The organism is Mycobacterium sp. NAZ190054, from assembly GCF_001545925.1.
In the GTDB taxonomy this organism is placed as follows: Bacteria; Actinomycetota; Actinomycetes; order Mycobacteriales; family Mycobacteriaceae; genus Mycobacterium.
The window spans coordinates 1-3,770 of the sequence record NZ_LMVQ01000328.1 but is presented as its reverse complement, the minus strand read 5'-3'; the positions used below and the strand labels follow the sequence as shown (position 1 = coordinate 3,770).

4 protein-coding genes are annotated in these 3,770 nt (G+C 68.6%); all 4 read left to right on the top strand.

The window, feature by feature from the left end:
- The coding region (locus tag ASJ79_RS20455) for an ABC transporter substrate-binding protein (protein ID WP_231750951.1) at positions 1 to 737 on the top strand (737 nt) is incomplete at its 5' end.
- The gene (locus ASJ79_RS20450; protein WP_067959168.1) at positions 737 to 1,684 is read left to right on the top strand and encodes an ABC transporter permease; all 948 of its coding nucleotides are present in this window, start codon (positions 737 to 739) and stop codon (positions 1,682 to 1,684) included. The genes ASJ79_RS20455 and ASJ79_RS20450, both read left to right, overlap by 1 nt.
- A complete protein-coding gene (locus tag ASJ79_RS20445) occupies positions 1,681 to 2,565 on the top strand; it encodes an ABC transporter permease (protein WP_067959165.1) in 885 nt (294 codons plus the stop codon). The genes ASJ79_RS20450 and ASJ79_RS20445 overlap by 4 nt, the downstream gene beginning before the upstream one ends.
- Positions 2,562 to 3,770 (top strand): ABC transporter ATP-binding protein (locus ASJ79_RS20440; protein WP_067959163.1); only part of this gene is annotated, 1,209 nt, incomplete at its 3' end. The genes ASJ79_RS20445 and ASJ79_RS20440, both read left to right, overlap by 4 nt.

Below are 3,770 nucleotides of genomic sequence, written 5' to 3'. Positions count from 1 at the left end.
CACCCAGCAACGATTACTGGTATCTGGCGCTCAACGAGGCGCGCGAGCCGTGGAACGACGTGCGGGTACGCCAGGCGATCGCGTACGCGATCGACCGCGACGCGATCGTGCAGGCGACCAGTTACGGGACCGCCGCGGTGAATCAGCTCGCGATACCGGAGGGCAATCCCTGGTTCACGCCCTACGACAGGTACAGCTCGGGTGGGCTGGACCGCGCCCGGGAACTGTTGCAGGAGGTCGGCGTCCGGCCGGGTCAGCTCGACATGCTGGTCACCACCGAGTATCCGGAGACGGTCACGGCGGCCCAGATCATCGCCGACAACCTCGCCCCGCTGGGCATCACGGTGGGCATCCGCACCGTCGACTTCGCGACCTGGCTCGACGAACAGAACTCCGGGAACTTCGACATGCTGATGATGGGATGGCTGGGCAACATCGATCCGGACGACTTCTACTTCGCCCAGCACCACACCGACGGCACCAGCAACGCGCAGAAGTTCTCCGATCCCGAGGTCGACCGGCTGCTCGACGCGGGCCGCGTCGAGACCGACGGGGCCACGCGCAAGGAGCAGTACGCGCGGGCCGCCACGCTGATCGCCGACAAGGTCAGCTACATCTACCTGTACAACCCGTCGGTGATCCAGGCGTGGAACCCGGAACTGTCCGGGTATGACGCGCGCCGCGACGGCGCGGTCCGGTTCCGCACCGCCACTTTCGACGCGGACGGCGGTGCCTGATGATCCTCCGGTTCGTCGCGCGCCGGCTGATGTACTCGGCGATCGTGTTGTTCGGCGTGCTGATCGTGGTGTTCGCGCTGGTGCACCTGGTGCCCGGCGATCCGGTGCGCATCGCGCTGGGCACCCGCTACACCCCCGAGGCCTACGAAGCGCTGCGCACGGCGAGCGGTCTGGACCGTCCGATCGTGGAGCAGTTCTTCGGCTACATCGGCTCGGCCCTGACCGGTGATCTCGGCGTCAGCTTCCGCAACGGTGACCCGGTCACGGTGACGCTGCTGGAGCGGCTGCCCGCGACGCTGTCGCTCGGCTTCGTCGGCATCGTCATCGCGTTGGCGATCGCGCTGCCCGCAGGCATCTACTCCGCGCTGCGCGAAGGCCGGCTCAGCGACACGCTGGTCCGCATCACCAGCCAGTTCGGTGTGTCCATCCCGGACTTCTGGATGGGCATCCTGTTGATCGCGCTGTTCTCCACGGTGCTGGGCTGGCTGCCGACCTCGGGCTACCGGCCCCTGTTCGAGGACCCGGCGGGATGGCTTCGCCACATCATCCTGCCGGGGTTCACGGTGGGTGTGGTGGCCGCGGCGATCATGACGCGCTATGTGCGGTCGGCGGTGTTGGAGGTCGCGGCGATGGGCTACGTGCGCACCGCCCGGTCCAAGGGGCTCTCGCCGCGCGTCGTCACATTCCGGCACACCGTGCGCAACGCGTTGGTCCCGATCCTGACCATCACCGGCATCCAGCTCGCCACCCTGCTCGGCGGGGTGATCGTCGTCGAGGTGGTGTTCGCGTGGCCGGGCCTGGGGCGGCTGGTGTTCAACGCGGTGGCAGCCCGGGACTATCCGCTGATCCAGGGCGCGGTGTTGCTCATCGCCGCACTGTTCCTGGCGATCAACCTGCTCGTCGACGTGCTCTACGCCGTCGTGGACCCGAGGATTCGACTGGGATGACGACCACCGAACCGGACAGCACCCGCATCTCGTCATGGCGGCTGCTCGCGCGCAACCCGGTCACGCTGGTCAGTGCGCTCGTGCTGATCGTGGTGGCGGTGGTCGCGGTGACGGCGAACTGGATCGCCCCGTACGGCGTCAACGACGTCGACGTACCGAACGCGCTGCAGCCGCCGGGTGGTGCGCACTGGTTCGGCACCGACGAGTTGGGCCGCGACGTGCTGTCCCGGGTTCTCGTCGCCATCCAGGCGTCGATGCGCATCGCGGTGGTGAGCGTCGCGCTCGCCCTGGTCGTCGGCGTGGCGGTCGGGGTGATCGCCGGTTACCGCGGCGGCTGGCTGGACACGGTGTTGATGCGTGTCGTGGACGTGATGTTCGCGTTCCCGGTGCTTCTGCTCGCGCTCGCTGTCGTCGCGATCCTCGGTCCCGGCGTGACCACGACCATCCTGGCGATCGCGATCGTGTACACCCCGATCTTCGCGCGGGTGGCGCGGGCCAGCACGCTCGGTGTGCGCACCGAACCGTACGTGTCGGCGTCGCGCGCGCTGGGCACCGGCGACCTGTACATCGTGCGGCGACACATCCTGCCGAACATCGCGGGCCCGCTGATCGTGCAGACGTCGCTGTCGCTGGCGTTCGCGATCCTGTCGGAGGCCGCGCTGTCGTTTTTGGGCCTGGGAATTCAACCACCCCAGCCCTCGCTGGGAAGGATGATCTTCGACTCGCAGGGATTCGTGACGATGGCATGGTGGATGGCGGTGTTCCCCGGCGCCGCGATTTTTCTGATCGTGCTGGCGTTCAACCTGTTCGGCGACGGGCTGCGCGACGTGCTGGATCCGAAGCAGCGCACCACGGTCGAGGCCCGCAGGAGGGAGCCATGACCGTCCTGCGTGTGGAAGACCTCGGGGTGCGTATCGGCTCCCGCACCATCGTCGACGGTGTGTCCTTCGACGTCGCCCGGGAGAAGACGGTCGGCATCGTCGGCGAGTCGGGTTCCGGCAAGACGATGACCGTACTCGCGGCCACCGGGCTGCTGGACGCCCCCGGCGCCCGCGTCTCGGGGTCGAGCACGCTGACCGGTCCGGACGAACCCGTGCAGCTGGTCGGTGCGTCACCGCGGGTGCTGCGCAGTGTGCACGGGGCACGCATCGGTTTCGTGTTCCAGGACCCCGGCACGTCGCTGAACCCGCTGCTGACGCTGGAGCGTCAGATCACGGAATCGCTTGAAACGCATCGTAACATGACCCGCCGCGCGGCCGGCGCCCGAGCGCTGGAGCTACTGGAGGCGGTCGGGCTGCCCGACCCGCAGATGCGTCTGCACGCCTACCCGCACCAACTCTCCGGCGGGCAGCGCCAGCGGGTGATGATCGCGATCGCACTGGCGTGCGACCCCGAACTGCTGATCGCCGACGAACCGACCACCGCGCTCGACGTCACGACGCAGGCGCAGATCATCGATCTGGTGCGCACCTTGCAGCGCGATTTCGGCACCGCGGTCGTGTGGATCAGCCACGACCTCGGGGTGATCGGGCAGGTCGCCGACGAGGTGACGGTGATGCGGGGCGGGGCGACCGTCGAGCAGGCACCGGTCATGGAGGTGTTCGACCGGCCCCGCGACGAGTACACCCGCGACCTGCTGGCCGCCCGGCCGGTGCTGGACCGGTCCGGTCCGCCGGCGGTCACCGACGCGGAGACACTGCTCGACGTCGACGGACTCGACGTCCGGTTCACGGTGACGACCCCGGTGGGTCGCTCGACGGTGCACGCGGTCAAGGATGTGTCGTTCGCCATCCGCAGCGGCACCACCCTGGGCCTGGTGGGTGAATCCGGATCGGGCAAGTCGACCGTCGCGGCGTGCCTGACGGGCCTGGTGAAACCGGATTCGGGCACCGCGACGTTGGCCGGCGACGACGTTCTCCACGTGAAAGGCGCTGCGGCCAAACAGATCAGGCGCCGCGTCGGCCTGGTGTTCCAGGACCCATTCTCGTCGCTGAACCCCCGTGGCCGCGTGGGCGATTCGATCGCAGAACCCCTGGTGGTGCACAAACTGGCCGACGGCAAAGCGGCCCGGCGACGGCGCGTCGAG